We start from the raw sequence: 25029 nt of genomic DNA, 5'->3' as shown, positions 1-25029 counted from the left end.
TGGGTTAAAGGTTAAGTTTCAGGCCCAGGGCGGCGGTGGCGGGTTCCGGTAGGCCGAAGGGGCTTGTGCTGTAGTCGGGGTCAATCCCCCGGTCGTTGGCCCGCCACAGGATGCCCAGGTTGCTCAGGTTCAGGTATACCTGTGCCCGGTGCGGGGAGGCCTGCTTCCGGCGGGCAATGGCAAAGGCGTAGGCGGCCGTCACGTACTGGAGGCGAACATGGTCGCCCTTTTCCACCAGCACCTCGGAGCCGGCATAGAAGGTATCCCGCCGGGTGTCCCGCGGGTAGATGAGCGAGGGAACAGTTGTTTGCTGCTCATCCCCGGGCTGCTGCCAGCGTTGGGCGAAGTCCGGGTGGCCGCGCCAGTTGGCGTACAAAGCCGAATAGTCAATGGAGCGGTCCCGGAAGTAGTAGCCCAGCTTCCAGCTCAGCCGGGCTGTCAGGGAAAAGCCCTTCCAGGAAAAGGTGTTGCCGAGCCCACCAAAGAAGGTGGGAAGGGCCGAGCCGTGGTACACCAGGTGCTCCAGCTGGGTGTCGGGGCCTGTGAGGGCGCGGTAGTCGCTGCTGCTTTCCTCGCCCAGGTAGCCCAGCGGATTCCCCGTCTGCGGGTCCAGTCCCGCCCACCGGTAGGAATACACGGCATAGACCGGCCGCCCGGGCACCCCGGACACCTGCTGGTTGGAGGAGATAAAGCGGCTGCCCTGCCGGGAGCTCAGGAAGTAGTCGCTTACCTCGTCGGCGGCGTAGCTGAAGTTCAGCTGCGAAGTCCACTTGAAGGCCCCGTTCAGGTTGAGGCTCTGGAGCACGGCGTCCACTCCCTGCCCCGCCATGGAGGCCACGTTGCGGACCACCTCGCTGCCCACCCCGGCCGTGTAGTCCACAGGGGAGGTGCCGAACAAATCGCGCCCCCGTTTGCGGTAGTACTCCAGGCTGCCGCTCAGCCTGTCGTTTTTGGTGCTGAAGTCCAGCCCCACATTCCACATGCCCACCGTCTCCCAGCGCAGGTCCGGGTTGGCGTAGGTCGAGAAGCGGGCATAGGGCAGCTGGGTGTAGGGGGAAGTGCTCACGTAGGACATCGTCGTCACGGCCGTCATGGCCGGATTGGTGTTCCCGCTGAAGCCGTAGGTCGTCCGCAGCTTCAGGAAAGGCAGGAAGCCCAGCGGGTAAAAGGACTCCCGGGAGATGTCCCAGCCCAGGCCCGCCGACCAGAGGGGGTTCCAGAGGTCGTTGGTGTGCAGGCCGAAGAGGTTGGAGGCATCCCGGCGCGCGCTGGCGGTCAGGGTGTATTTCTCCCGGAAGGTGTAGGCGGCGTTGGCGTACTGGGAGACAAAGCGGCTGAGCGTCTCGTCCACGTCCCGCCTGTCGGGGATAAAGGACGTCCGGCCGGACACAAAGTCGGGGTAGGGGGTGGTGTGGTCCACGCTGCCGAAGGTGAGGATCTCCTCGTCGTAGCCGTAGAGCCTGCTGGCCTGGCCCGTGGTGCGGGTATCGCGCAGCTCGGTGCCGGCGATCACGGCCAAGCTGTGGCTTTTCCAGGTCCTGTCAAAGTTCAGCTGGCCCCGCAGGTTGTGGGAAGCCAGCAGGCTGCCCGACACATCGAGAATGCCCCCGGGCGGCACGCGGTAGTGCCAGGTGCCGGTCGCCGGGTCCAATTGGGTGTAGCGGTTGACCAGGTTGCGCGCATAGTAGCTGTCCTCGTCCTGCAGGAGCCTGCCTTCGGTGTGCTGCCGTTGGTGCTGGTAGCGGACCTCGGCGCTAAGGCCGTGCTGCCAGGTATAATGCAGCCCCGCATGAAGCAGCACGTCCTGCAGCGCGGACGTTTCCGGGGTATGGCGGTAGTCGGTCAGCGGGTAGTAGTTCCAGTCCAGCAGCCGCCCGCCCCCGGCTGTGTCCTTGTAGGCCTGCCGGTAGTCCCGCACCAGGGGCAGCGGGTTCCCGGCCTCGTCGGCCAGCCGGGCGTAGGGGAAGAGGTCGTTTGCGCCAGGCGCCACCTGCCCGTAGCCCGGTTTGCCGCTGGTGCTCTCCTGCCGGGCATAGGCGGCCGAGGTGGTCAGGGTAAGGGATTTGGTGGGGCGGAGGGTGTGGTTTAAGCGGAGGGTGGCGCGGCTGTAACTAGCATCCAGGGGGCTTTGGTTGCGGTCGTAGCCGGCCGAGAGGTTCCAGGCCATCTCCTCGGTGCCGCCGGAGAGGCTGAGGGCATGCTGCTGCCGGACAGCGCGCTGGTAGACATGCCGCGCAAAGTCGTCGCGCACGTCCACCTGGCGCAGGGCGGCAATGCGGGCATCGGCCTCCGCCGCCGAGAGCGTCCCGTTCTGCACGGCTGCCAGGAGCTCCACCACGGGGGAGAGCACGGGCCGGCCGCTGCTGGCGAGCTGGCCCCGGTAGTAGCCCTTTTCAAAGAGGAACTGCTCCACGTCGATAAAGTCCGAGGCCTTCATCTGCTGCAGGTAGGAGAGGTCCGGCTCCTGGGAAACGGATACGCTGGAGTTGAAGCCCACGGTCAGGGGCTGGTTGAAGCGGCCCTTTTTGGTGGTGATCACGATCACGCCGTTGCCGGCGCGGGCTCCCCAGATTGAGGCGGCCGCGGCGTCCTTGAGAACGGTGATGCTCTCCACGTCGTTGGGATTGAGGTTGCCGATGTCCCCCTCGTAAGGGAAGTTGTCCACCACGATAAGAGGGGTGGCGGGCCCGTTGATGGTGCTCAGCCCCCGCACCATCAGCTCGGGCGTCAGGCGGGAGCGGTCCACACTCACCCCGCTGGCCACGGCCTCCAGCCGGCTGAGGATGTCGGTGCTGACCTGCTCCTGCAGCGTGGCCTCAGAGACCTGGGCAAAGGAGCCGGTGGCGCGCTCCTGCGGGATGCGCTGGTAGCCGGTGGAGACCACCACCTCCCGCAGGCCCTGATCGGCCTCGGCCAGGGAAATCTCCAGCGAAGGGGGCAGGGGCAGGCGCAGGACCCGCTGGCGGGGGGCATACCCGATATAGGAAACCAGCAGGGTGTCCCCCGCCTGCACGGCGGGCAGGGTAAAGGAGCCGTCTGCGTCGGTGACGACGCCCACGGCGGTGTGTTGGAGGGTCACGGTGGCTCCGGGCAGGGGCGTGCGGTCGGTGGCTGAAACTACCCGGCCGTGCAGCGCTTGCTGCGCCATGCCCGGCACCAGGAGGCCCAGCAGGCACCACAGCAGTATTATTCTTTTCATAAGCGAACGGTGTTAAAGGTTAAAAAATCAAATGCATCCGGGACTACACCCCGGGCGGAAAAGGAAGAAGGCGGGGTGGCCGGGCTGCCGGCGGACCAGGCGACCTGTTCACTCACTTAAAAACAAGCGGATCCTCCGGCACCGGCACTGCGCTTCCGGTACGGCCACCCCTGTTTCTTCCCTAGTGGTATGGCCCGGCAAGGGGGCCTGTTTTTGCTTTGCCGCCGCCCGAACCCCAGGTGTCGGGGCTGGGGCGGCTACCCGTCATTGCGGCACGGGCGGCGTTTTGTCGCGGAGCACGAGCACGTCGATTTCCCGCTCGGCCTCCACCAGCTCCAGGTTGTAGCGCCGGAGCTCCCGGCGCAGGGCCGGCAGGTCGGAGAGCGGCGCGCGGATGTCCAGGTCCACGTTGCCGGCATAGCCCGTGCCGTCGACTACGGGGAGGCGGATCGTTTTCTCGCTGAGCAGCTGGTTGACCAGGTAGGCGAGCGGCGCATTGCGCAGGCGCTTAGGGCCCTCTTTGTAGAGCGTGTTCTGCTTTTTGCCGCCTTTTGTGGCCAGCCGCCGGGCACTGCCCTTGAGCGTGAGGACCAGGCAGGGCACCCGGCGCTTTTCAATAGTCCCGTGGTAGGGGGAGTTTTTGTTCAGGTCCTCCAGCATGCGGGTATAGAGGGTGTCCGCCTCGGTGGCGGGGACGATGAGATCATAGGAGTAAAAGTGCTCCTGCTCCCAGGCAGCCAGGCTGTCGCCTAACCCTTCCGGCAGCAGCTGCCCGGGGTCCCGTACCTCCAGCAGCAGCCGGCTAGGCGTGTAGTCAGGGATGAAAGCCATGGCCACCGTCTGGTAGAGGTCCACCAGGGGCCTGTTGGTCACAGCCCTGCCCCGCACAATACCCCCGCTTTCGCGCAGGTGGCTGCCGCTGGGAAGCCCCGAGATGCGCCCTTTGAGCAGGATGCTGTAGTGGGTGAGCTTGTCGGTAGGGAGGTCAGGGCCCATAAACAGGGGCCGGGAGACGTCGATGTCCTTTTTGACGACCGTGGGAAAGATCTCCTCCCGCAGGGCCCGCCGCACAGACTGCGGCGTCACCTGTTCGGCGCCCGTGATGGCTTTCACCTTCCGGTCCTGCCCGATCCAGACGATGTGGGGGACGAGCCGGTAGGGAAAGTGTTTGGCCAGGGAGGTGTCGTTGACGGCAACCGGGAGCGTAAAGGGAGACCGCTCCGAAGCTTCCCAGCGGCTGATGTAAGCCCGTACCCGGGCTTCGTCCTCGTCGGTGGCCAGCAGCACACGGAGGCTGTCCGAGAAAGCTTCCTGCAGGGCCGCCAGCTGTGGTATTGTGGCCCGGGAGGTACCGCACCAGGTAGCCCAGAAAGCCAGGAGCACGAGCCTGCCCTCGAAGGCGTGCAGGGATGCTGCCGGGGCCGGGTAATTGACCATCCGGGGCAGCAGGACGTCCGGGAGGGGCTGGCCTACTTCCAGGGCCTGGGCAGGTGGCTGGGCCCGGGCCAGCGAGAGCAAAAAGCCCGGCAGCAGCTGCAGGAATAAAACAAGCAAGAGGAAATAAAGGGACATGGGAATCCCGTAGAACCATTTTTTCAGGAGCATAAGCATTAAAATTTAGCGTGAACAGGGAGACAGGGGCCGCTGCTCCTTCCCGGGGCGGCGGCTTTTAAGGCGGGCGGCTCACTCCGGCGGGCAGATGAGCAGCGCCCAGCTATGGACAGGGCAGTTAGTCATGGCGCGTTCCCTTCGGCTGTGGCGGGGCGACGGTGGGGTCCTCCCGCATGTGGTACACGGCGTTGACAAGCTGCTCGAGCTGCTCGTAAAAAGCGGTCAGGGACCGGACTCGCGCGGGCTGCTGTTGGCGGTGGCATTCGAGTAATACTGGCTGCACCCAGGCCCAGAGGGCGTCCTGCGCCTCCTCGCGGGTGGGGGCGGTGCAGAGGTCGGAAATTACCTCCTGTGGGGTGGTGCGGAGCTCCCCCTGGTCGTTGAATTGGATGGCTTGCATATGAATGGAGCGGGTTAATGGTATAACATGAGTTCAGCTGCGTAGCTGTGTCGGCCTATCCGGGCAGACCAGAAGCGTCCAGTTGTGGGAGCCGCAGGCATGCAGCAGGTCGAGCGCCGTGGCAAAGGAGCCGGGGACGGGTTGTTCCGTTTCCGGGGGCAGCGGGGCCTGCTCCTCCTGGAGGGGCGGGTCCTGGAGCTGATAGACAGCCGAAAACAGCTCTTTGGTGTTTTCATAAAAAGCGATCAGGTACGTGGTGCGCGTCGAGGAAAGGCCGTCGTAGTGGCCCTTGAGGGCGAGGATAAACCATTTCCACAGCTCCTGCTGGGCTCTGTCGCGCGGGTAACGGGCACAGAAGCGCCGGAGCACCTGCTCGGGCGATAGGCCGGGTTCGGTATAGGGGGTGTACGGCATTGCTTTCATGGGCTAAGGAGTAAAAGAATAGGCAATAGGGTAGCTGAGAGCCCTTGGTGGAGGGTTCCGGTGCTGCACAGGAAAATGCGGGCCGTGCCCGGGTAAAGCCTCCTGTACCTGATGTTAGGGAGCTTGTAAGGGGGCCTTACTCCGGCGGGCAGATGAGCAGGACCCAGTTGTGGGAGACCTGCTGGCTTAGCGAATCAAGTGCTGCCGCGAGCGGGGTCGGGGCAGGCAAAGGCAGCTGGTATACAGCCGAAAGAAGAAGGTCAATGTTTTCATATAAAGCTGGGAGGTTAGCGGCTTCCGTGTCTCTTGGATGCAGGCAGTGCCGGAGGGCAGCCTGCACCTCCGGGAGGGAGTAGGCGAGCCGGAAAGCCCGCAGTATTTCCTCAGGAGTAGCGTCGGAAGGCCGTTTAAGCTGGTATACAGGTGTTGCTTCCATGGGTCTCAAGCAAAAAAGGTAAAGGAGCCTTCCCGGTAGGGGGCAAGGCAGATAACAAAAATTAAAGGATCAGCCAGCTCCAGGGAAAGGCGCAGCGGATGCGCGCAGGGTGGCAACGGGAGGGAGAGGATCAGTCCGGCGGGCAGATCAGGAGCGCCCAGTTTTGTGTCTCTCGTGTGGGGCGCGGTGCGTTACCCCCTACGATAGGGGTAAGTGTTGTGTTGTGTCCAATTAGGATGCCTATAGTATTCCCTGTTAGAGCTAGGAGAGCACCTAAAACCAGGAATAGCATATAGAGACCAAGTAGGGGGTTCCTGTTTACATTACTAGAGCTTGAGAATCTGCCCGCAAGTATAAAAGGAACCCCGCTACCTAATCTTTTTCTTTTATAGAATATCTGCTTCATCGTCTCATGCTTACTTTGATTCTCAGGCCTTAGTAATGAGACTGTGATAGCTTAAATAGCTTCTGTAAATATAGATAAATATTGCTTATGTATCAAATATGTTTACAAGTATTTTTCACTTAATCTGAAGATTGCCCCACTACACAACTTAATCAATGGGGTACATTAGAAAGGAAGTATATAAAAGACGATTAGGGGAGAGAATTGCAGAATTGAGAAATGCAAGGAGCTGGAGCCAAGAAGAACTTGGAGCTAGAATTGGGGGAAGGGATAGGCAATCAATTAATAGAATAGAGAAAGGATTGCATGATCCAGGTAGTTTTCTCCTTGTAGAGATGGCAGAGGCCTTTGGTATGACATTTAGCCAACTCGTTGACTTCGATTATTCATCTATAGATTAGAGTTCTGTATACTTTCAATCTTACTATCACAAAGCAGTTTTGTGATTTCTCTTAAGTGTGCTACTCTTTGTAGGAGTTCCTCGACATCCTGATAGGAAACTACAAAGCTTCTTTTATACTTTGCAGAAATGTAGGCCCTCTTCATTAAATCGAATAGGTACAACTCATGTCTGTCCTTCTCAACAATAGGAAACACTTCTGTAATTTCAACTGCTAATTGTTTAATGAGCTTTCTAAACTTGTCTAAATTATGTGCTTTAGGTTTGTATCCAGAGTAAACTAGAAGCATCATACTGTAGAATGACTCTGTAGCCTGATGTAGAAAGTATGCAGCAAGATTAGGACTTACTTCTTCTTTTCTTGAGTCATCCAATTCAATCTTTGCATGGCGAAGAAACTTCGAACCATTGCTAAAATAGAATTCAAAATCAGCTTTAACCTTGTCAAGCTTTTCTTCCTTAGTTAGCTTTTGAGGTGTAACAAAGGTTGAGCTGCCTGAGTCATACAGAAGCACTCCGTTCTCAAGCATCTCTTCTAGAAAATAGTCACCTACCTTCAGTTGGTTGTTGATAGCATCAATGTGGAGAATGATTAGGCTAAGCGGCGCTTTGTACTCATATGTTTGCAGTATCTTGTCCTCTATCTCGTAGTATTCCAGGTCAGTATCCTTATAGAGGATCAGAATATCATAATCGCTCACATAGTCATACCTGGTATCCTCCTTCGTGTACTGGTCGTTCACGTTTTTCCCCGTAGCATAGCTCCCGAACAAGATGATTTTCTCAGGCATGGCTATTGACTTGATGCGGGTAACTATATCAGACAGCTCTTGCTGATTTTCTAATGAGAGGTGGGAGAGGGAGGTTTTCATAGTGTGTGTTAGTGCTATAAAAATAAGCATTTAACCAGATAAATGCTGTTAAATATAAAAGAGGTTTACTGGCTCACTTTCTTCTACGCTTATACTTGTACTTACTAAAAGTAGCTTCCGTCACTTTTGAGTAGCATTAAAATAATACCCAAAGATAGTTTTACTATTCAGCCTGTGAAAACATTGCAATAATAGTTAGGATGCAATCAGTGGAGATGCTTTGGACTTTAAAAAAGTGTATTGATGGTGGGGTTTTCGTACGATAGGCGTTGACCACATGTCGCGTATGATACGATTTATAAGAATTGATAAACTTTGAATTGGCTTTTGATAGTAGTAGAAATGGTTGCGCTTCTGTACTAATGAGTTTGAGATAATACTAAATTTGCTGGTTCTATCTATTATAATATTTGGTAAATTTGCAGTCAAAGCCTGCATTGGAAAAAGAGGGGCTAGCCACAAGGCATTTATCTTATAAAGCAATACGCATCTCGATATATGAGTGAGGACTTAGTTCAATCAGCAACGCATTCGATTGGTCATTATGGTTATATACGGCTCGGATCAACTAAATTGAGCCAGCTCAAGCGCAGCAAATACGTACAAGGTAAGCTTAGTTTAGCCGATGAGACACGAAAACCTGATGGTATTATATTCCTGCCGCGTGGTGGTGTTAAGGCTGTAGTAGAAGTGAAGCAGCCAAAGGAGCTAACGGCAAAAAGCCTGCCAGCCGTTATCGACTATTATAGTGTAATAGCGAGGGCGGTATGTAATATTTTGATCATCACCGATGGTAAATCTTCTTACTGGATCAATCCTCACACAAAGAACTTTCTTCTAGATGAAAGAGGCAAAAGGATTGTCGAAGTTTTCGATCCGAAAGCTGTCGAAGGCAAGGTTCTTACAGGGGAGAAGGCGGATCGTATATCTTCCCTGATTGAGCAGGCATCCCTGTGCGTAGATGAAAGCAATGATCAGCTGAAACCGCTGAATATTATCGACCCCAGCAGCTTGGCTAAGACCGTATGGCAAAAAATTTGGATTAACACCGGAAAAGAGCCTGAAAAGTGCTTGTATAATGTGGTCGAGATTTTCCTTTTCAAATTCCTAAGCGACAATGGTGTCTTAACTGGTAACAATAGTTTTCAGAGAGTACTGGACCTGACGATGGAGAGTCCAGTCGACGCTCTTACCCATTACTCAAACATATCCCGGAAGAAGATCAAAGCTTTATTTCCTCCGGGAGCTGATAATACGACCGTTATCAACGGGACAATATTCGTGAATGAACAAGGCGAAGCGAATACGTCACAAGCAGGATTATTCGCAGAAGTAATTCTTGAGTTTCAGGCATTTAATGACAAATATGGCTCGATGCGCCATATTAATAGGGAGTTCAAGACCCGCCTCTATGAGTCCTTTCTGAGGCAGGAGGCTGGAGTAAAGTCTCTTGGTCAGTATTTCACACCCAGAAACGTAGTACAAGCAATTGTTCGTATGTCCAGTGCTGCCACGCTCCGAGACGGAGCAAGGATGTGCGACCCCTTTTGCGGCGTTGGTGGGTTTGTACTTGAAACTATTGTAGAGAACAAGACTAATATTCTTAACCAGTACATCCCCCATAATGGTATTATCAACCCTAAGATAGTTTTAAAAGGGTATGATAAGGGCACTGACGAAAAGGAAGATGAGCGTACTATCATATTGGCTAAAGCAAATATGCTAATTTACTTTTCTGACTTGCTTGCGCTGTATAATAGTGAAGCGCATCTGAAGGAGTTCTCGGACAAAGCTTTTAATGCGGTTTTTGAACTGATACGGTCAAACCTTGGCACATTCGGGCGGCATGGCGACGAACCATACGATCTGATCCTGACAAACCCTCCATACGTTACAAGCGGTTCCGCCAGCCTAAAAAACTCGATCGAGTTTAATGGCTCTGGCAGCAAATTCCTGCCAATAGGAAGAGGTACGGAGGCATTGGCCATTCAATGGATTGTAAATAACTTGAAACCTCATGGGGAAGCTATTGTTGTTATTCCTGACGGACTACTGAACCAAACTTCGATTTTGAACTACCTGACCGCAAACTGCTTTATCAGGGGTATTATAGCGTTGCCAAGCAGGACATTTTACTCCACACCTAAAAAGACTTACATCTTGGCAATCAACAAGAAAGCCTCTGCTGATGAGGTGCAGACAGAACCTGTATTTACATACCTCATTTCCGAGATCGGTGAGTCGCGTGATGCTCGGAGGATACCAATTGCGCAGAACGATCTGAATCAAATGGAAGTTCAGTTCAAGCAGTTTAATGCAACCAGAAGTCGGTTCACCCCAACAGATCTGCGTTGTAAGGTTATGGGTTTCGATGTTCTTAGTGCGGGAAAACATTGGTTAGTTGACAGGTTCTGGACAAAAGCAGAAAAAGCCGCTCTAGGGATTGAGGATGATCGAAATGAAGTGGACGAGGAGAGCTTTGTTGCCTTGGCAAAAGAAGCTCATGATGAGATTCAGAAGTTTTTAGAAACCTACGATGTAGCAATTTAGGAATTTCTCCGTCGAGGATTTGTACATCCCGACACGGGGAAAGAGTAAATATACCCGATACTACTCCGAACAGAATTCGGGAGAATATCCTGTGTACTCAGCTTCACTTTTAGCACCTTTGTGTTATATAGACACTTATGATTATGAAGGAACATACTTGACATGGACGACCAACGGCTATGGCGGAAGGGTTCAAATCATTTCAGGACGGTTCAGCATCAACGGCGACAGGGGAATTTTGATCCCGCGTATTGAACAGATACCGGGCGTCGATTTTATAAAGTACCTGCTTGAGCCTATTTTGATTAGCCAAGCGGTGGGAAGAATAGTGGAAGGAAAAAAGAATGAATACACTAAAGTTTCGCCCGAGATTGTAGCCAAATCCATTCTTACATTGCCAGTAGATGAGGATGATATTATCGATTATGAGCGCATCGAGAGAAAAGCTAGGAAAATAAATAGCATCCAGACTATTCAGAAATCTCTTAGAAAGCACCGAGAGATATTGGATGATGCCGAAGTTGTCATTGAAATTAAAGATCCATACACTACGCTGAGCCTTGGAGATGAGCGATATTTCTCTCTGTCAATAGGTGAGCGAGTTTTAGTTAAGGACGGCCTGCCTGAGGGTGTGCCGGCCTACAGTGCAAATGTGAAGGTGCCACTAACCCACATAGCCGAAAGTAATATTGTTGGTTTTGACAATCCTTCTATACTTTGGGGGATTGACGGTATTTTCTTCTGGAATATTATACCTGAAGATGTAGTGTTCGCGACGACAGATCATTGTGGGCGGCTGCTGATAAATTCACCTGAACTAAGCCCTGACTATGTTTATCACTACCTTCAAGCGACACGATTGGAATACGGATTTGACCGCGTTTTCCGTGCCAATCTGGAAAACATGAAGAACCTTGTAGAGGTGAAAGTTCCTCTTAATGAAAAAGGGGAAGTATGCTTAAAGCGGCAGCAGAAAATCGCCGAGCGCTACAAAAAGATCAATGCGCTAAAAGATATGCTCAACGAAAAGCTGGATGTGCTTCAGTGTACACATGTAGATATTAATCTATAATCTCTATTTAGATTTGCCATAATTGTGATACGTGATTTTTTCAATTTGTGGAGCTCCGCTGAGTTGAACTATGTGCTTGAAAATTCTTCTTTTAATGTTGGCGCTTGACAAGATCGTGCGTTTAGTGGGCTTTACTGCCCGGCAATTTCGCATGGCCAAGTACAAGGAGAATGTAGCTAAACCGAGATCGGTGGGTATTGTTCAGGAAGTTCATGAAGTCACTTTCGAACATCAAAACCTTGATGAATTAATAAATTTGCTGACTAATCACATTAAATTATTACAAGCGAAACCAACTAGTTAAAATAGAAGGCCTTAATCAGGGCCTTCTGTATATTGATGTAGAAAGTGATACAAACTTGTTCTTACCCAATATGCTATTGAAGAACTCCTAAGTTTGTCAATCGAAAAGTCATTGCAATTGTACTTACTCTAAATCTTTTCGCTAGTGCATTTATGATTTCTTCATCGTGTTTGAAGTCATCTAGTTCTAAAGCATTCATTTCCCTTTTAAGAAGATTTACAGGCATCAAAAGGGCAGCAGCAAAGGCGTTAGCTTCTCTTTCTACTTTTACCTCTCCAGATGCTGATTTTCCATCTCTAAAAAGCACCTTTACCCCATTTTTTCCTTTATCTGGAAATAGAATGTCTTTGTCAACGAATAATGGGCTATGTGACTTATGAAGGTAGAAATGACCAATTTCATGCGCGATTGTAAATCTTTTCCTTTCCCTTGATTCGGAAGGATTGATTCCTATTACGGCTTTGTTATCATCAAATAACAATGCTCCAGATACTCCATCCCCTAAATCATATGATTTGATGGATAAACCAAGAGCTTTGGCTATATGCCTTACAGGAACTGGAACTTCAGAGATGTTTAAATCTGTCAACAGTTCATTAACTTGATTTTCGATTCGTTTCATTGTCTTAGGATTTAGAAGACTTGATGTTCGCCTTTACAAAGTCAAGGAGCTTATTCTGACGATCTTCACTGCCACCACTTTTCTCTTCTATTTGCTTCTTGATATTACTGTCAATTTCTTTATCAAGTGCGTCAAGATCTGGTAATAGATCAGTGATGGAAACTTTCAGGAGTTTTGCAATCTCATAAATGATGTGCAAAGGTGGTCTTTGCTTTCCCTGTTCAATGTTAACAAGTGAGGCACGGCTAATACTTAGAAGCTCTGCAAAATTTGTCTGTTTAAACTTTGCCCTTTCTCGCTCTTCCCTTATACGCTTGCCTAAGGAAATATATAAGAAATTTATCTGATCGCTGTGAAGCATTAGTTTATAATTAGTAGTGCAAGTTAGTAAATAGTATACGATTATACTACACAACACCCTTTAATATGCTGTCATAGCTCTTTTTGCATCAAAGTGTTTGTAAAAATATACAATTATAAAATACGCATCAAAACTTGCAAGTATAGAATTCTTTGCCATACCTTTGTCGTGTCATCTATCCAGCTTCAGAACGAACTGAAGAGGTAACAATGGAGACACAAAAGACTTATGAGTAGTTCTACTAATAAAGACGAGCACCAGCAGCAAAATCAGGTATCACTTGAGTTTGTAGTAAGTGGCGAAGAAACAGTTGTTACTGTAAACGTAAATAACAAGCTCAGAAAGGCGGTGGAAGATGCGCTGCAACAAACAGGTAACGCAGGTGCGAGACCTTTTACCGACTGGAAAGTTCGGTACAACGACAAACCGATTACAGATTTAGACAGGAAGATCGAAGAGTATGGATTTTCCTCAGGCAACTTTATCAGGTTAAGTTTAGATTCAGGAACGGGTGGTAACCTTACGCTAACAAACTTGTAAGGGTATGAAAAGTGGTAAACAAGTTGAGCAGGAGCGTCCTTACAGAAAGAAGGTACACCAAGCAGTAGACCTATCAGTAACGCAGACAAAGTTTCAGCGAGAGGTTGAAACTTTCAAAGCTAGTACTATAAGTCATCGTGTTAGGGGTATATTTCTGTTAAGTGCAGAATTCCCACTGGTGCATGTACTATTTACTGCGCCACATTTAAATCCTGCACCTGCGGTTTTCGCTGCCAAGTTTGATTTTACAAACTATGATGCTGATCCACCTTCGGTCATGTTTGTTAATCCCTTTACACTAGAACCTATTCCTCAGGCAGGCATGGTAACAAGTTTTCCAAAACTGACGGGATTTATTGATAACCAACCTCATAGGCAGGACCTTCTACAGGGTTACGGCCCTGATGATGTACCTTTTCTTTGTTTGGAGGGTGTGAGAGAATATCACTTGCACCCGGCACATACAGGGAACAGCTGGTTTCTTCACCGGAAGATGGGCAAAGGCACTTTAGGTTTTTTGGTTGATCAAATATATGAATATGGGATTATGTCCCTTATTGCTCATAAGGTAGCTGTGCAATTAAATTTTGAAGGCTACCATTTAGGTCTTAAGCAATGAGCTATTTGGACATTATTAAGGTTTTGGTACCCTATGAGTGCGCTGAACACACCTATACCTTTTTACGAGCAGCAGGCAAGAAAAAGGTAGAAGGTGTGGCTTTATGGGCCGGACGTAAGGAGGGAAACGAGTTTGTGGTACAATATAGCGTTATACCCAAACAAACATCCTATAAGTTAGAGGATGGGTTGATGTACAGCGTTGATGGTGAAGAGTTGTACCGCCTAAATGGATGGTTGCATGAAAATAAGCTTACGTTCATCGCGCAAATACATAGCCACCCTGGTGCAGCTTATCATTCTGAAACCGATGATGCCTATCCGATCGTGACGAAAGAAGGAAGCTTATCTATTGTTGTGCCTGATTATGCCACACGGCCCATGGATAAGGCGGACTGGGCAATATATCGTTTGCAGCCAGGGAAAGGCTGGAGCCACTTGTCTGTAGAAGAGGTAGAAGGTTTATTGTACATCGAAGAAGAACAGTAACATGGGGCTTTCTAATTTTTTATCTAAAGCAGGGGCGGCCGCATCGCAGGTGCTGCAAGGATACACAAAAGAACTTTTTGAGGAGATTCTACTAAGGCAGCACGTCTGTCTGGCCTTTGATGAACAAGCTGCCACTTCTAAAGAAGGGCTGCAAACGTTAGATCTGACTGTAAGACTGTTAGCAAGACTATACCCCTGCTTAGAATTAGTTCCGCTTAGCAGTAACCTAGACAGCGTTAAATCAACACTAGAAGCCCTCGCACAATCCATAAACCCACAGGTGGCTTTCGGTAACTCCGGTACCGTAACAGTGTGTATCGTAGTTGGTAAAACAAAGGTTAGTTATAATGTCCCAACGTTCTATCTTGGCTCTGATAATTGGATTACTAAGTTTTCTGATTCAGAGCCTGTGCTTTCGGGAGGCTCAGATAATTCTCTTGCCGCTGGTGCAGCAGCCTGTATAGGAGCTGCTAATGTTTTTCGGTATGTTTTCAAAGACTACCTGCCTAATAGCTCGCTCGATACAACATTGAGCATGTCCTTAGTTGATTACAGGCTTAATGCCGCTGACCCTGTTAATCCTGACGTAAGAAAGATTAACATTGGGAATGTCCATCTAGTAGGTTTAGGTGCTGTAGGGAACGGGTTTGTCTGGGCATTACGGAAATCACCCTATTTGGAAGGTAACGTAACTGGGGTAGATGGTGAAAGTATTGACTTGAGTAATTTGCAACGTTATATATTAACTGATCAGGATAGCGTTGATTGTAAAAAAACGGAGGTAGTTAAGAACTCATTCTGTAGTACAGGTTTAAACATTGCATATCACCCTGAGCATTGGGGGGAATACCTAGAACAATGTTGTGACTTGACATTAGATACTGTGGCTGTAGGGGTTGACTCTGCCAAAGATCGTATTCTAGTTCAGGCCTCACTGCCTAAAATAATATTTAATGCCTGGACCCAGACTAATGATTTGGGGGTATCTAGGCATATAGACTTCATTAAGGAGCCTTGTCTGGCTTGTATGTATCTACCAACAGAGGAAAAGCAAAGTCAGTCTCAAGAAATAGCCCAAAACTTAGGACTAATAGATGTTGAAGGAGAAGGACTAATTAGGCAGTATTTAGCCTTGAACTTACCAGTAGATCAGGTTTTAATTGAGCGAATTGCTTCAGCTAAGGGCATCTCAGTAGAGCTATTAAAGCCGTATATAGGTTATCAGGTTCAAGCATTTTACAGCCAGGTTGTATGCGGCGGCATGCTCATGAGCTTTAGCAATGATACCACAGCCCCTAATAATGTTGAAGTGCCGCTCGCGTTCCAGTCTGCAATGGCTGGAATAATGCTTGCTGCTGAAGTTATTGTGCATGCAGGGGGATTCCGCTCTAATCCAATTGGTACGCGTACTCGCTTCAATTTGCTAAAGCCTCTTTCTAAGCATAATTCCGAAAGTTGTGATAAGCTAATAGGTACAAACTGTCTGTGTCAGGACGAAGACTATAAACTGGTGTATATCGCAAAGTACATGGGAAGATAAAATATTTCAGGACTTAGCACCCATAAGAAGTAGAGCTGTGAAAACTCACAGGCTCTACTTCTTATGGGTGCTGATTTCGCATAACATCCTGCTTTCCTCGGAGGTGCTCCTGTACCTGTTTGCCTACAAGATCAAAGACCAACTGCCCCTGAACCTGATCATCGAGAAGCTTATTGGCTGCGGGAACATGGTGACGGCTGCCGATATTATCCGGGAGTTTGATGATGTGTGATATAGCTTGACCTTCTCCCTGCACATCTAAATAAACCCAATTTTACCAGACATGTACATTAGCAGCCTTTACTAAGAAAATATAAGAAGTTATACAAAGGTTGAGATTAGATTCTCCCCAGGTATCAATTTGCTGGTTGGTGCAAACAATGCCGGGAAATCCACCGTCATCAAAGCGCTTTACAAGCCGCAAAAAGAATACAGCCTAACCAAGCCAGATATTCGAAAAACAAAGCAGGAGGGGGCCATAGCGGTGCGGTTTGCGGGTGCGACGGGCAACGACTTCTCTCTTTTTCAGCCAACAGGAATGAGTGAAGTAACGCGACTTTTGCCAGAAATGCATGAAGTGACCGTGCTTTTTTGTTTATGTGGCGCTGGGGAGAAAAAGGAGAGCTATGTGTATCAACCTGCAGATGAGCGATCAGTCCTGCAATACCACAAGAGAGGCAAGGATGAAAATGGCAGGTTGGTAAATTTGGTGGAATTCACCAAGCTCCCTGACAAAGAAAGCGATCAGAACTTTATCTATCCTTTCTTTGCCAAGCGCAAGCATCACCATAGTTACCACCACAGCGGGGAAGATTCAATGTTTCAGGTGCATGAAGACCTAAGCAACCTGGCTGCCAAAATCCAGAACATTAGTAATTCCTCTCATTACCAAAATGCTGAATTCGATCGTCTCAGCCGCGATATCCTAGGTTTTACCGTAGGACTCATTCCTGGAGAGCAGCATGAACGGAAAGTCGGGGTGTTTGTAGATAGCTATACGACCATTCCGTTGGAGTCTATGGGGGAGGGCGTGCTGAACGTGCTGGGACTCATCGTTATTCTGCTGACGGAAGACCACAAACTTTTTCTAATCGAAGAGCTTGAGAACGACTTGCACCCTGCTGCTTTGAAAAAGTTGTTGGACCTGATCATTCAGAAAGCAGGCAGCAACCAGTTTGTCATCTCAACGCATTCCAATATTGTAGTAAAATACTTGGGTTCCGTACCTGATAGTAACTTGCTGCACATCACGTGGCAGTCTTTTGAAGCGGGGGTTCATAAGGCCATTCGAGTGCCAACCTCACAGGTAAAGAAAGTTTCTGCTGCACCTGAGGACCGTATGTTGTTACTGCAGGACCTTGGGTATGACTTGTTTGATTTTGCATTACTTTGCATAAAATGTGATGACATGGGAGAGTATACAACTGCAGCCGATGACAACCTGCTTGGGATAGGGGACAAGGCCCGGCTCAACGAACTGGAGGCAAAGGGGGTATTGAAGGCAGAGGAGTTTATCCTTGACCTTGATTTCCCGGTGGAGGTTTCAACCTCGCTGTTGCTGGAGATACACAAGATTGCCTTCGGCGAGATCTATGAGTGGGCGGGTACCTGGCGGAAGAAGGATTTGCAGGTAGGCACCTATGCGCCCCCGAAATTCTATGACGTGCCCCGTCTAATGGCTGAGTTTATCTACGAGATGAACAAATACTGGCTGCCTGTGAAGGGGGAGAACGAACTGGTAAGGCTGTTGCCATGGGTGCACCACCGAATGGTGCACATACCCCCCTCTTGTCAACGGGAACGGGCGATCATCGCGCCTGCTAACCAATAGGCTTGCCTACATGTGCGTTGACCAAAGGGTTCAACTGTACCAGCGGAAAGGAGAGGGGAGAAAAAAATAGCTGCAAGCCGTTAAGCTTTCTGCAAGCCGTTAAGCTTGCAGATACACATGATTACGCGGCGTTGGAAAATATGATCCGCGAGCAGCTTAGGCTGCTTTAGCCTGCTTTTCGCTCTTTACTTCTGTATACAGCTGCTCCAGACGCTGCTTGCTAACCTCCTGGTCTTCCAGCATCATGGAGCCATACACGGACTTGATCACCATGGATCGCACGAATGCTTCGTCCTGCAGTTTTGGGAAGCGCTCTCTCAGTTTCACGGTCTTTTCTTTTATAGTTTGGGTGTTCTTACTATCAAAGTATACTTGCGCCCTATACGAAGATTGCAACTCACTAGCATTCAAGAACCAATATGACGTCATTTTAGTTCACAAGTACCAATAAGACCCATATTTGATACCAAACTTACTCACTTATAATAACAACAACAACAAAATGAAGTCAAAAAGCTTCACGTTGGGGCGTTAACTTTTAAAGCCAGGCGCTAAACATTGAAAGGTATCGTCTAAACAGAGGAAGTTATGATCCATACTTTTGAAGTAAAGTATAAAAGTAGCGTTTTATAGAGCTGAAGCACTAGGTCGTGTTGACAATTACTGAATGATTTTGTTTTCCTGTTGTTTAAGTTCTAAAAAGCTTATGCGACGCTACGAAATCAACGACTATGACTGGCAGCGCCTCTCTCCTCTGCTTCCGGGCAAGTCCAGCGATGTGGGGCGCACGGCCAGAGACAACCGCCAGTTCATCAACGCCGTGCTCGGGATAGCCCGCAGCGGCGCCCCCTGGCGTGACCTTCCCGAGCGCTACGGCCCCTGGAACTCTTCCTACCAGCGCTTCCGCCGATGGGCCCGCAAGGGCGTCTGGCAGCGCGTCTTCGACGAGTTGCAGGAGCCGGACCTGGACTGGCTGCTGCTCGACTCGACCACCGTCAGAGCCCACCAGCACGCGGCAGGGCAAAAAAACGAGCGCCCAGGATGAGGCGCTGGACCGCAGCAGAGGCGGTTTCTCGACCAAGGTCCACGCCTGCTGCGACGCCCTGGGTAATCCCCGCCGGTTTATCCTCTCTGCCGGCCACCACTCAGACCATCGGCAGGCCGAGGCCCTGCTGGGTGATGACATGCCGGGAGCTGTGGTGGCCGACAAGGGCTACGACAGCTCGTCCTTCGCCAAAGTCATTGCCGACCTCAACGCGGAGGTGGTCGTTCCCTCCCGCTCTAACTCCAAACAGCCCCGCCAGATTGACGGGAACCTCTACAAGGACCGAAACAAGATCGAGCGATTCTTCAACCGCATCAAACACTACCGCCGCATCGCCACCAGATACGACAAGACCGCCTCCAGCTTTCTGGCTTTCCTGCACCCGGCCGCAACTATGACACTCCTGCTCTAATTGTCAACACAACCTAGTTCTCTGAATTGTATCGACAAACGGATTGTTCCCGCTAAAAATGCCGGTATCCTCAGCAAAAAAGCAAAAGATCAGCCGAGCCAGGAAATGGTTCATGTCGTGCCGCCGCTCTTCTGTAGCCCAGTCTGGGTTATGGCGCAAGAGTTCTACATAGAGTTTATTAAGGCGCGCCGTAGCCCTTATATCAAAGGCATTTTCTCGTGTTTGCTTTACGGTACTGATACCTGCCAGAGGCAGAAAGAAGCCAAAATGCTCGTTGAATTGTGGGTAGTCGCAAGCAACAGTCTCACTGCTACTCATATCTTCGGCCTGAAATTCCTTACCATCTGTAGCCAGGATAAATTGGCCTTAGCTCTAGCTGTTGCTGGGCTATTGCGGAGCTGGTTCAGCGTTTCTAAAACCGCGCCTTCTTCGCATACAACTATATGAATATTGTTTCGCTGGAGCACTCCGCCCTCTACGTCCGATTTATTATTGTTGCCGGTTTGTAGGCGCTTGATGGTTGTAGCTTTATTGCCAAAAGCTTCCAGAAAAGCATAGGGAAACTCAACAGGATTAAAAGGCTGTTCTGCCAGTAATGAAATAGCTTCCTCAATCTCAACTGCGTTCATTTCTTACTTCTTATATGATCAAACTACAGAAGAAGGCACAGCTTTAGAATATTCATGGAATACTTCTTTGTTATTCTAAAACTACCGTGATCTGAGCTAGAGTGACTGGTTTATTTGTTAACAGGGTTAGCAATTTACCTAAAATATGATAAGTATATATCAATATGGATGAGTGCTAAGAGAAGTTTTAAGGCTAGCCCAATAAGATACTGGCCTTAAAACTTCTCATTTTGACTACCGTGATTCTATCCACCGGGGCATGGATTAGCACATTTAAGGAATAGATTATATACCGTACTTCTTATGCAGGGTCTAACAGCTACATTAGGTCCATATCAACTCTTCCTGTCTCCGAATGCCTTAAGGCGTGCAGCGACTATTCCCAAGACGGTAACAATCTCTTCCGCGTCAGGCAGCGTACCATACACGAGGGAACGGAATTCCTGCTGGTAGGCCGTCTCTAAAGAATTCCAAGCTCCTCCCACGTCGGCGAACAGCAGGCAGGCATCCAGCGGCTGCAGAGCCCAGTCCCCTTGAAACTCGCTGTTGCGGGCATCATCAGCCTGTACAGCTTGGATCATCTCGAAGTAGTCCTCGCTGTGCAGAAAAGCGGCCACTGCAGGTACTTTTAGCATGGCGTGCAGGTCATATATATGGCGGATTTTACTGCCCAGTTCATCTATGGGATTCTCTGCATAGGAAGCCCGCACCAGGGCCAGCACTTTCTCTGTGAAGGTGCGCTCCAGGCTTACCACATTCACCTCAAAGGGAGCCAGATCGTGTTGGCGGATCAGGTCCAGCAAGTTACGCTGGGCCATAAACTGGCTGATGTAGGTTTTGATTGGCATCAGCTGGTGTGGGTTAGGGCTGGCAAAGAAATTGATTTCCACCAGGATTCTGTCGGTTGCCTGACCGTAGTCTCCTTGCACGGAGGCCCCGTAGTAGTGCAGCGTTTTGCGGAACCGGGAGCCTTTGCTGGCCCGGTGCGGGTCATCTACCTCCACCATGTCCTTTGTGATCTCTTTTGAGATTTTGCGGATCAGTTGCATGACTTGGTTGTTAGTCATGCCTTCAGGAGCATTGATCGCTAGATCGATATCCTCTGAAAAACGCTCGATCAGGTTATAGGCCTTGGAAAGGGAGGTGCCGCCCTTGAAGATAGCCTGCTCCACGTAGGGGGAGTGGGCCAGGCGGTAGAGCACCAGTGTTACCCAGTAGTCCTTCTCCACATACACATCCCTGATCTGCAGGGCCTCTGCTGTGGCCGTAATAGCGTCCCGAAACACCTCCGGGTTTTGGTGCAGGTTCATATGATATTCCAGTCTCTTCTGTTGGGCAAAATGCTCTCGCTAATGCCCAGTTTGTATTTAGTCAGCGGGTTGAGTGACTGCCTTAGCCTGTCCGCCTCCTGTGCATAGCCCAGCTGCTCCAGCAGGGCTCCCAGCAGGGCACGGGTAGCGGGATTGTAGTCCAGCGCCAGCTCCATGAGCCGATCCATGTCGCCTTTGGCTAATTTTCTGATATACTCCAGCAGAATGAGGATCGTCTTTTCGCTGTTGCGGTCCGGGATCTTCTTGTAACCGCGCAGAGCGTCCAGGACTTGAAGCTTGTCAATGTCAGACTCCTTGAAGTTGGTAGGGCTTTGAACATAACGGATTTTGGTTTTCCCGACATTCGCCACCCGGCGTTGCTTGCGGGTCATCAGCGTCACCTCCTGGGGAACCTGTGTTGTCAGGCCCAGCTGGTTGAAAAGCCCCAAACCGCTCTCGTACCCTTTGACTTTGCCTTTGGAGGTGCTCAGGCTCTTGATGATTTCCTTTTCAGATGGTCTTACTTTCCCGAAAACAGTTTCCTTTGGCTTATAGTAGCGGCCTTTTGCCAGCCGGTTGATCACCCCTTGCTTGGCCAAGCGACTGAGCGCCGCTGCCAAGGCCTCCAGCTGGCTGTCATTCACCTGAAAATCAGCATAAGTCAGCAGCTGACCGGGTTGGGCCTGTTCAATTCTTTCCCGGACTTGCTGCATGATGCTCATAGCTGTTTGTTCTTCACTATATTGTTCCCGCAAAGGTAGCTCTCTTCTCTCCATTATGTCGAGTTTTATTGTTATTAAACTTGACATAATAAATTCAAATAACCGTTCTTCCTCTGATAACTGCTCTAGAGTGTTCAGGAAGGAAGTAACATTCTGTTTTTCTTTTGAAATGGCGATTACGGTAAATTAAGGGGCAATCTACTAATAGAACCGGCTGGCTTTTATGCCGGTTGGTCTTCCCTGTATTGGCATCAGAAATCTTCGGCAAAGCTCAGAAGGACTGCTGCTACTTTTTCAGCTAACGCAAATGGCTGGCACGCCGATAGACAGGATAACATTTCCATAGTTAGAGGGGTGCATATACTTGATCAGAAGCCATTCAAACGTGCATGGTGTAAAAGCATGATTAGAGAAACCCGCTTTGCTGACAAATGCTGCATCTACTCCAGCATCTCGTAAATCTGGCGCATGTACAGTGCTTCCTCAACAACCTCACCTAGATTCTCCCATTCCGCTTCGGTAAAAGCCATCGTGAAATCCTTATGGGGTAGGCGTATCATGATACGCTCCAGCTCATCCGGAAATGGCATGGCACCATCAGCAAAGCTGTACCTGCGGATGAGGTTGCTGAAGGCGAAAAACTGTTCAGGAGTGAAGCTTACAATAAGGTTGTTATGCCAAAGGCTGACGGACCTGCAGCCTACGCAATGGCTGATGTAGGTGTTGTTTCTACTGCTGAGCGTTCGGGTATCACACATAAAGCTTAGTTACTTTTATTGGTGCATTCTAATCCTCCGTGGTCATGAGGGGCACGGGCAGCATTGCCTCTTCAGGCTTGCCAGGATAAGCAGCGCCCAGTACTTGGGGCGCTGCTGCCTGTTTGTCTTAATACCTGCTCTACAGCTCTACCACCATTGATACGTTGAAGGCTGCCCCCTTGCCTTTTGTGTACAGGGTCGGGGAAGTGAACCACTGCGAGCGCGCAGGGAAGTAGTCCTCGTTAAACAGGTTCTCCACGCCTATATTGAACGTAGTGTTCTTGCTCATTTTGTAGCTGGCAGACAGATTCACCAGTTGGTAAGGCTCCACAGGCCCCTGGTAAAAATTATAAGTCCCCTTCTCATTTATCTCAAACCGATCTCTGCCGCCGATGCCCGTGTACTGCAGGTTGAAGCCAAGCTTGTTTTCAAACAGCGCATAACGAAGGTAGGCCGTGTATTTAGGAGCCGAGATGCGCTCACCACCCAGGTACACATCCTCGGCATCATCAAAGCTGTCGTTCTGGTTCACGTCCATCTTTCCCTCCACGTAAGAGTAGGTGGCTCCAAAGCTAAGGTTATCCAGCAAGGCAACGTCGGCTGTTGCCTCAAATCCGAAGATCTTCTCCGGCGTGCGCATGACCACGAACACCCCGTCTTTGTACTGGCCGCTCGCCCCCAGCTCGGAGGTGCTGACAAAGCCCACTCCCTCAAACCTCAGCTTGCGGAACTTGCTCACAAAGCCTGCCTCATAGTTGTTGATCACGATGGCCTCGGTGCTGATCTTGCTGATATCGTCTACTCTCGCCGAGCGCAGCATCACCCCGATATCGGCCACTGAAAAGCCTTGGGAGAAGCTGGCGTAGGGCGTGAACAACTCAAACTTGTTGTACCGCAACCCGGCGTTGAAAAGGTAGGCATTGTAGCCCAACTCACCGCCCTTCACCGCAAAGCCCGAATTATCGATCTCTCCTGTGGTAGGGTTTACTGTTCTGAGCGTGGTGTAGTCTTCTACCTCAATATTTACTTTCTCGGCTCTAAAGCCGCCTTTAAAGATCAGGTCTTCGGCAATGGCAGTCTTCAGCTGCACAAAAGGCGCGACGTTGAGCATGTTCATCTCCGGCACCCATATGCGGCCGTCCACCAGCGGTTGAGAAGTAATGTCATTCAATACATCAAGGCCATAGGTCACATCTCCCTCAACAGAAGCACTGATTTTGTAAGGCGTGGTGAGCAAGCCTCTTGCCCCCTTTTTCACGGAGGAAATCATGGACTGCCCGCCGAACTCAAAATTAGGAGACCAGAAAAACACGTTGTCCACAGACTGAAAGTAAGCGTCTGCCTCGTAGCGGCTGCTGAGGAAGGCCTGCTCCCCGGAGAAGCGCAGGTGCAGGTTGTGGTTGGAGCGCACGCCCTGCGGCACGCCCAGCGTTTCGCCCAGCACGGCTGTGCTTTTCTGTCTGTTCTGGTAGTTTCCGTACTGCGGCACATAGTTCGTCTTCTGCTCGCTGCTGTAATAGTTGTAGGTCAGCTGCACACGGTTAAAGGGGGTAAAGTCATAGCCAAGCTTTACAAAGCCGTTGTAAGAATCGGTCTCGCCCAGGCCATAGTCCGGTGGTAGCACATCCCCCTCGGCATCCTTCCACTCACCGGTCTGCTCATAGGCACCGCTCAGCACATAGTCGAACTTGCCTGTCTTGCCGTAGAACATCTGGCTTACCCTGGCGCCAATGCTGTTGTCAGCATCCACCAGTGAGCCTGTCATGCCCAGCGAAGTGCGGGCGCTAAGAGGTTTTTGCTGACGCGGCGTTCTGGTGATGTAGTTGATAAGACCACCCGCTGCACCGTTTCCGTAAATGGCGGTGGCTCCCTTAATTACCTCGACCTGCTCAATGGCATCCGGATCCAGTGCACGCATATCCACGGCGCCGTTACGAAGGGGAGTTGATTGCGGCACCCCGTCGATCATTACCAGCATGGCACGGCCACGAAGTGTCTGGCCCCAGTTGCTGCTGGTGCCTGTGCTTGGCGCAAGGCCTGGCACTTTGTTGCTGAGAATATCTATGATGTTCGTGCTCACCATCAGGTCTTCCTCAATGGCTTTTCGGGAAAGCACGGTAATGGAGGAGGGGACTTGGTCAATGGTTTCTGGGGTGCGGCTGGCGGAGATCACCACCTCGTTCAACCCCTGCTGGCTTGGCGAAAGGCTTACCTGCACCGTTTGGGTCTCTCCTGCATTTACCGTAACTGCTATGACTTTCTGCTCAAAACCTATGGCTGAAACTATAAGTCTGTGTTCTCCGGCATTCACCCGCTCCAGATTAAAGGCTCCTTTCTCATTGGTGGTAGTGCCTGTGTTGGTGCCTTTGAGGAACACGCTGCTGAAGGACACAGGCTGATTCTCTGTATCAAGTACTGTTCCCCTTATGCTGCCCGTTTGGGCAAATGCACTGGCCGACAGCAACATGCACATGGCCAG

The 25029-nt window shown here is 50.4% G+C and carries 25 protein-coding genes; 10 read left to right on the top strand and 15 right to left on the bottom strand.

Annotated features, from left to right (window positions below; all coding sequences use genetic code 11):
- Positions 1-4: 4 nt before the first annotated feature.
- The 5 genes from ACFQ2O_RS03570 to ACFQ2O_RS03550 all read right to left on the bottom strand — a co-directional run bounded on the left by ACFQ2O_RS03570 (position 5) and on the right by ACFQ2O_RS03550 (position 6069).
- Positions 5-3199, bottom strand: coding sequence for a SusC/RagA family TonB-linked outer membrane protein (locus tag ACFQ2O_RS03570; RefSeq protein ID WP_377523033.1), 3195 nt, complete (start codon positions 3197-3199; stop codon positions 5-7).
- A gap of 264 nt (positions 3200-3463) precedes the next feature.
- On the bottom strand, positions 3464-4804 hold the full coding sequence (locus ACFQ2O_RS03565) for a TlpA family protein disulfide reductase (RefSeq protein ID WP_377523032.1): 1341 nt from the start codon (positions 4802-4804) through the stop codon (positions 3464-3466).
- Positions 4805-4928: 124 nt separating this feature from the next.
- On the bottom strand, positions 4929-5210 hold the full coding sequence (locus ACFQ2O_RS03560; protein ID WP_377523029.1) for a hypothetical protein: 282 nt from the start codon (positions 5208-5210) through the stop codon (positions 4929-4931).
- 33 nt (positions 5211-5243) lie between these two features.
- Entirely contained in the window at positions 5244-5633 is a 390-nt protein-coding gene (locus ACFQ2O_RS03555) for a hypothetical protein (RefSeq protein ID WP_377523026.1), read from the bottom strand.
- 136 nt (positions 5634-5769) lie between these two features.
- The gene (locus tag ACFQ2O_RS03550; protein ID WP_377523023.1) at positions 5770-6069 is read right to left on the bottom strand and encodes a hypothetical protein; all 300 of its coding nucleotides are present in this window, start codon (positions 6067-6069) and stop codon (positions 5770-5772) included.
- Between the two features lie 561 nt (positions 6070-6630).
- On the opposite strand from ACFQ2O_RS03550, the gene ACFQ2O_RS03545 reads away from it, so the two are divergent.
- Complete coding sequence (locus ACFQ2O_RS03545; protein WP_377523020.1) at positions 6631-6876, top strand: helix-turn-helix transcriptional regulator; 246 nt, start codon at positions 6631-6633, stop codon at positions 6874-6876.
- Here ACFQ2O_RS03545 and ACFQ2O_RS03540 read toward each other — a convergent pair.
- Positions 6866-7747: a HEPN domain-containing protein gene (locus ACFQ2O_RS03540; protein WP_377523016.1), complete on the bottom strand. Its 882-nt coding sequence runs from the start codon at positions 7745-7747 to the stop codon at positions 6866-6868. The genes ACFQ2O_RS03545 and ACFQ2O_RS03540 overlap by 11 nt on opposite strands.
- A gap of 498 nt (positions 7748-8245) precedes the next feature.
- Between ACFQ2O_RS03540 and ACFQ2O_RS03535 the strand changes: the two genes are divergently transcribed.
- Both ACFQ2O_RS03535 and ACFQ2O_RS03530 read left to right on the top strand, forming a co-directional pair.
- Positions 8246-10297 carry an HsdM family class I SAM-dependent methyltransferase gene (locus tag ACFQ2O_RS03535; RefSeq protein ID WP_377523013.1) on the top strand — a complete coding sequence of 684 codons (2052 nt, stop codon included), beginning with the start codon at positions 8246-8248 and terminating at the stop codon, positions 10295-10297.
- A gap of 157 nt (positions 10298-10454) precedes the next feature.
- The gene (locus ACFQ2O_RS03530) at positions 10455-11369 is read left to right on the top strand and encodes a hypothetical protein (protein ID WP_377523010.1); all 915 of its coding nucleotides are present in this window, start codon (positions 10455-10457) and stop codon (positions 11367-11369) included.
- 377 nt (positions 11370-11746) lie between these two features.
- Here the strand turns inward: ACFQ2O_RS03530 and ACFQ2O_RS03525 are convergent, their stop codons facing one another.
- Both ACFQ2O_RS03525 and ACFQ2O_RS03520 read right to left on the bottom strand, forming a co-directional pair.
- Positions 11747-12295, bottom strand: a complete 549-nt coding sequence (locus ACFQ2O_RS03525; protein WP_377523007.1) for an ImmA/IrrE family metallo-endopeptidase — start codon at positions 12293-12295, stop codon at positions 11747-11749.
- Positions 12296-12299: 4 nt separating this feature from the next.
- Positions 12300-12656 (bottom strand): helix-turn-helix transcriptional regulator, encoded by a 357-nt coding sequence (locus ACFQ2O_RS03520; RefSeq protein WP_377523004.1) that lies wholly within the window; start codon positions 12654-12656, stop codon positions 12300-12302.
- 228 nt (positions 12657-12884) lie between these two features.
- On the opposite strand from ACFQ2O_RS03520, the gene ACFQ2O_RS03515 reads away from it, so the two are divergent.
- The 6 genes from ACFQ2O_RS03515 (at position 12885) to ACFQ2O_RS03490 (ending at position 17674) form a co-directional block, all read left to right on the top strand.
- Positions 12885-13196, top strand: a complete 312-nt coding sequence (locus ACFQ2O_RS03515) for a DUF2604 domain-containing protein (protein WP_377523001.1) — start codon at positions 12885-12887, stop codon at positions 13194-13196.
- Positions 13197-13200: 4 nt separating this feature from the next.
- Positions 13201-13815, top strand: coding sequence for a putative metal-binding protein (locus ACFQ2O_RS03510; RefSeq protein ID WP_377522999.1), 615 nt, complete (start codon positions 13201-13203; stop codon positions 13813-13815).
- Positions 13812-14303 (top strand): Mov34/MPN/PAD-1 family protein, encoded by a 492-nt coding sequence (locus ACFQ2O_RS03505; RefSeq protein WP_377522996.1) that lies wholly within the window; start codon positions 13812-13814, stop codon positions 14301-14303. The genes ACFQ2O_RS03510 and ACFQ2O_RS03505 overlap by 4 nt, the downstream gene beginning before the upstream one ends.
- A 1-nt stretch (position 14304) precedes the next feature.
- A complete protein-coding gene (locus tag ACFQ2O_RS03500; protein WP_377522993.1) occupies positions 14305-15843 on the top strand; it encodes an E2 ligase fold family C protein in 1539 nt (512 codons plus the stop codon).
- A gap of 37 nt (positions 15844-15880) precedes the next feature.
- Positions 15881-16075 (top strand): hypothetical protein, encoded by a 195-nt coding sequence (locus tag ACFQ2O_RS03495; protein ID WP_377522990.1) that lies wholly within the window; start codon positions 15881-15883, stop codon positions 16073-16075.
- A gap of 81 nt (positions 16076-16156) precedes the next feature.
- Positions 16157-17674: an AAA family ATPase gene (locus tag ACFQ2O_RS03490; protein ID WP_377523048.1), complete on the top strand. Its 1518-nt coding sequence runs from the start codon at positions 16157-16159 to the stop codon at positions 17672-17674.
- A 156-nt stretch (positions 17675-17830) separates the two neighbouring features.
- Here the strand turns inward: ACFQ2O_RS03490 and ACFQ2O_RS03485 are convergent, their stop codons facing one another.
- On the bottom strand, positions 17831-18001 hold the full coding sequence (locus ACFQ2O_RS03485; RefSeq protein ID WP_377522987.1) for a hypothetical protein: 171 nt from the start codon (positions 17999-18001) through the stop codon (positions 17831-17833).
- 379 nt (positions 18002-18380) lie between these two features.
- Between ACFQ2O_RS03485 and ACFQ2O_RS03480 the strand changes: the two genes are divergently transcribed.
- A protein-coding gene (locus ACFQ2O_RS03480; RefSeq protein WP_377522984.1) for an IS5 family transposase occupies positions 18381-19131 on the top strand; the annotation gives its coding sequence in 2 pieces (ribosomal slippage) (positions 18381-18704 and positions 18706-19131; 750 coding nt in all).
- 3 nt (positions 19132-19134) lie between these two features.
- On the opposite strand, the gene ACFQ2O_RS03475 is transcribed toward ACFQ2O_RS03480, so the two are convergent.
- The 6 genes from ACFQ2O_RS03475 to ACFQ2O_RS03450 form a co-directional block, all read right to left on the bottom strand.
- Positions 19135-19449, bottom strand: a complete 315-nt coding sequence (locus ACFQ2O_RS03475; RefSeq protein WP_377522981.1) for a type IIL restriction-modification enzyme MmeI — start codon at positions 19447-19449, stop codon at positions 19135-19137.
- On the bottom strand, positions 19446-19760 hold the full coding sequence (locus tag ACFQ2O_RS03470) for a type IIL restriction-modification enzyme MmeI (protein ID WP_377522978.1): 315 nt from the start codon (positions 19758-19760) through the stop codon (positions 19446-19448). The genes ACFQ2O_RS03475 and ACFQ2O_RS03470 overlap by 4 nt, the downstream gene beginning before the upstream one ends.
- 335 nt (positions 19761-20095) lie before the next feature.
- Positions 20096-21070: a nucleotidyl transferase AbiEii/AbiGii toxin family protein gene (locus ACFQ2O_RS03465; protein ID WP_377522975.1), complete on the bottom strand. Its 975-nt coding sequence runs from the start codon at positions 21068-21070 to the stop codon at positions 20096-20098.
- Positions 21067-21846 carry a DUF6088 family protein gene (locus ACFQ2O_RS03460; RefSeq protein ID WP_377522972.1) on the bottom strand — a complete coding sequence of 260 codons (780 nt, stop codon included), beginning with the start codon at positions 21844-21846 and terminating at the stop codon, positions 21067-21069. Before ACFQ2O_RS03460 ends, ACFQ2O_RS03465 begins: the two co-directional genes overlap by 4 nt.
- Positions 21847-22232: 386 nt before the next feature.
- Positions 22233-22550 carry a DUF6686 family protein gene (locus tag ACFQ2O_RS03455; protein ID WP_377522969.1) on the bottom strand — a complete coding sequence of 106 codons (318 nt, stop codon included), beginning with the start codon at positions 22548-22550 and terminating at the stop codon, positions 22233-22235.
- A 139-nt stretch (positions 22551-22689) separates the two neighbouring features.
- Positions 22690-25029, bottom strand: a 2340-nt coding sequence (locus ACFQ2O_RS03450) for a TonB-dependent receptor (RefSeq protein WP_377522966.1), incomplete at its 5' end; no start/stop codon positions are given.

This window comes from Pontibacter rugosus, assembly GCF_042678745.1.
GTDB lineage: Bacteria > Bacteroidota > Bacteroidia > Cytophagales > Hymenobacteraceae > Pontibacter > Pontibacter rugosus.
The sequence above is the reverse complement of the archived record's forward strand: the minus strand, read 5'-3'. Positions and strand labels throughout refer to the sequence as shown.

Coding starts and splice junctions, on each gene's coding strand:
- ACFQ2O_RS03570 (WP_377523033.1), bottom strand. CDS start 3,199: ATGAAAAGAATAATACTGCTGTGGTGCCTGCTGGGCCTCCTGGTGCCG.
- ACFQ2O_RS03565 (WP_377523032.1), bottom strand. CDS start 4,804: ATGCTCCTGAAAAAATGGTTCTACGGGATTCCCATGTCCCTTTATTTC.
- ACFQ2O_RS03560 (WP_377523029.1), bottom strand. CDS start 5,210: ATGCAAGCCATCCAATTCAACGACCAGGGGGAGCTCCGCACCACCCCA.
- ACFQ2O_RS03555 (WP_377523026.1), bottom strand. CDS start 5,633: ATGAAAGCAATGCCGTACACCCCCTATACCGAACCCGGCCTATCGCCC.
- ACFQ2O_RS03550 (WP_377523023.1), bottom strand. CDS start 6,069: ATGGAAGCAACACCTGTATACCAGCTTAAACGGCCTTCCGACGCTACT.
- ACFQ2O_RS03545 (WP_377523020.1), top strand. CDS start 6,631: ATGGGGTACATTAGAAAGGAAGTATATAAAAGACGATTAGGGGAGAGA.
- ACFQ2O_RS03540 (WP_377523016.1), bottom strand. CDS start 7,747: ATGAAAACCTCCCTCTCCCACCTCTCATTAGAAAATCAGCAAGAGCTG.
- ACFQ2O_RS03535 (WP_377523013.1), top strand. CDS start 8,246: ATGAGTGAGGACTTAGTTCAATCAGCAACGCATTCGATTGGTCATTAT.
- ACFQ2O_RS03525 (WP_377523007.1), bottom strand. CDS start 12,295: ATGAAACGAATCGAAAATCAAGTTAATGAACTGTTGACAGATTTAAAC.
- ACFQ2O_RS03520 (WP_377523004.1), bottom strand. CDS start 12,656: ATGCTTCACAGCGATCAGATAAATTTCTTATATATTTCCTTAGGCAAG.
- ACFQ2O_RS03515 (WP_377523001.1), top strand. CDS start 12,885: ATGAGTAGTTCTACTAATAAAGACGAGCACCAGCAGCAAAATCAGGTA.
- ACFQ2O_RS03510 (WP_377522999.1), top strand. CDS start 13,201: ATGAAAAGTGGTAAACAAGTTGAGCAGGAGCGTCCTTACAGAAAGAAG.
- ACFQ2O_RS03505 (WP_377522996.1), top strand. CDS start 13,812: ATGAGCTATTTGGACATTATTAAGGTTTTGGTACCCTATGAGTGCGCT.
- ACFQ2O_RS03500 (WP_377522993.1), top strand. CDS start 14,305: ATGGGGCTTTCTAATTTTTTATCTAAAGCAGGGGCGGCCGCATCGCAG.
- ACFQ2O_RS03475 (WP_377522981.1), bottom strand. CDS start 19,449: ATGAGTAGCAGTGAGACTGTTGCTTGCGACTACCCACAATTCAACGAG.
- ACFQ2O_RS03470 (WP_377522978.1), bottom strand. CDS start 19,760: ATGAACGCAGTTGAGATTGAGGAAGCTATTTCATTACTGGCAGAACAG.
- ACFQ2O_RS03465 (WP_377522975.1), bottom strand. CDS start 21,070: ATGAACCTGCACCAAAACCCGGAGGTGTTTCGGGACGCTATTACGGCC.
- ACFQ2O_RS03460 (WP_377522972.1), bottom strand. CDS start 21,846: ATGGAGAGAAGAGAGCTACCTTTGCGGGAACAATATAGTGAAGAACAA.
- ACFQ2O_RS03455 (WP_377522969.1), bottom strand. CDS start 22,550: ATGTGTGATACCCGAACGCTCAGCAGTAGAAACAACACCTACATCAGC.